The organism is Clostridium senegalense JC122 (assembly GCF_000285575.1).
GTDB lineage: Bacteria > Bacillota > Clostridia > Clostridiales > Clostridiaceae > Clostridium_J > Clostridium_J senegalense.
Genome location: NZ_CAEV01000134.1, coordinates 1 through 1,041, shown reverse-complemented (window position 1 = coordinate 1,041; position 1,041 = coordinate 1). Strand labels below are relative to the sequence as shown.

Sequence of the window (1,041 nt, the reverse complement as noted above, 5' to 3'; positions counted from 1 at the left end):
ATTATATTTAATTTTTATTTAGCAAAATATTTATTAGAAAATAAGGTTTCAGTATAAAAACATATAAATAAGGAGGGTAAAAATGAAAAAAAAATTTAATATGATAGTACTTACTATATCTTTCATCATAACTTTAATTTATATGTTTGTTATTAATATAAATAATTTTGAAAATAAAGTGATAAATATAGAAAAAATAAACGGAAAATTTTCAGAGTTAGGTAATGTAAAGATAAAGACACTAACTCAAGCAGATAGGTTTCATGCAAACAAATTTATATTAGATAATAGTGGGAAAGTTAGTAAAGAAAAAGTAAGATTTGATTATTACAGAGGCGTTGGAGAAGAGGTTTTACAAGATAAAAATTTATTTAGAGATAGTATAGAATTGAAAAATTCAATTGTTAGCGAAAATGAAAAATTAAAAGTAGTTATTGCTAATAAAGAGGAACAAAGATTTAATATGTCTTCTTATAAAAATACATTAAATATATCTTGTAAAGATAAGGACACAAATTCTATAAAAAAATTTGGTGCAGAATTAAATTGTACTGGAAATATTGATTTAATATATTCAACTATTTATAAGGAGAAAGTATACTTAATATTTGAACATACTGATTTACAAGAAAAAGATCATGAAACATCTATAAGCTTAGCAGTAATAGATGTAAATGATAAGTCAGTAGTTGAATCTAAAAATATTGAAATAAAAGATAAGAGAATTTTGGAGAGTGTTGGGATTTTTCAAAGGGATGAAAAAATATATATTCCATTGGTAGATAGATATCTTGAATATAACAAAACTGTTAATTTAACTATGGGAGCTATTGATATAAATACTTTAAAATTTAATTCTATAGATTATGGAATTTTTGAAAATAAAGATTACAACTTGAGAATAAATGGAAATGTTTGTTTAGAAGATGATAAATTATTTATGATTGTAGACATAAATAATGATATAGAAAATATTAATGAATCTAAGTTTATTATCTTTGATTTAAATGAGAATAAGTTCAAAGAAAATAAAGAAATTAA

The 1,041-nt window shown here is 21.2% G+C and carries 1 protein-coding gene; it reads left to right on the top strand.

Annotated features, from left to right (window positions below):
* Positions 1–82: 82 nt before the first annotated feature.
* On the top strand, positions 83–1,041 hold a 959-nt coding region (locus tag CSGHG_RS19190), incomplete at its 3' end, for a hypothetical protein (protein ID WP_010291467.1).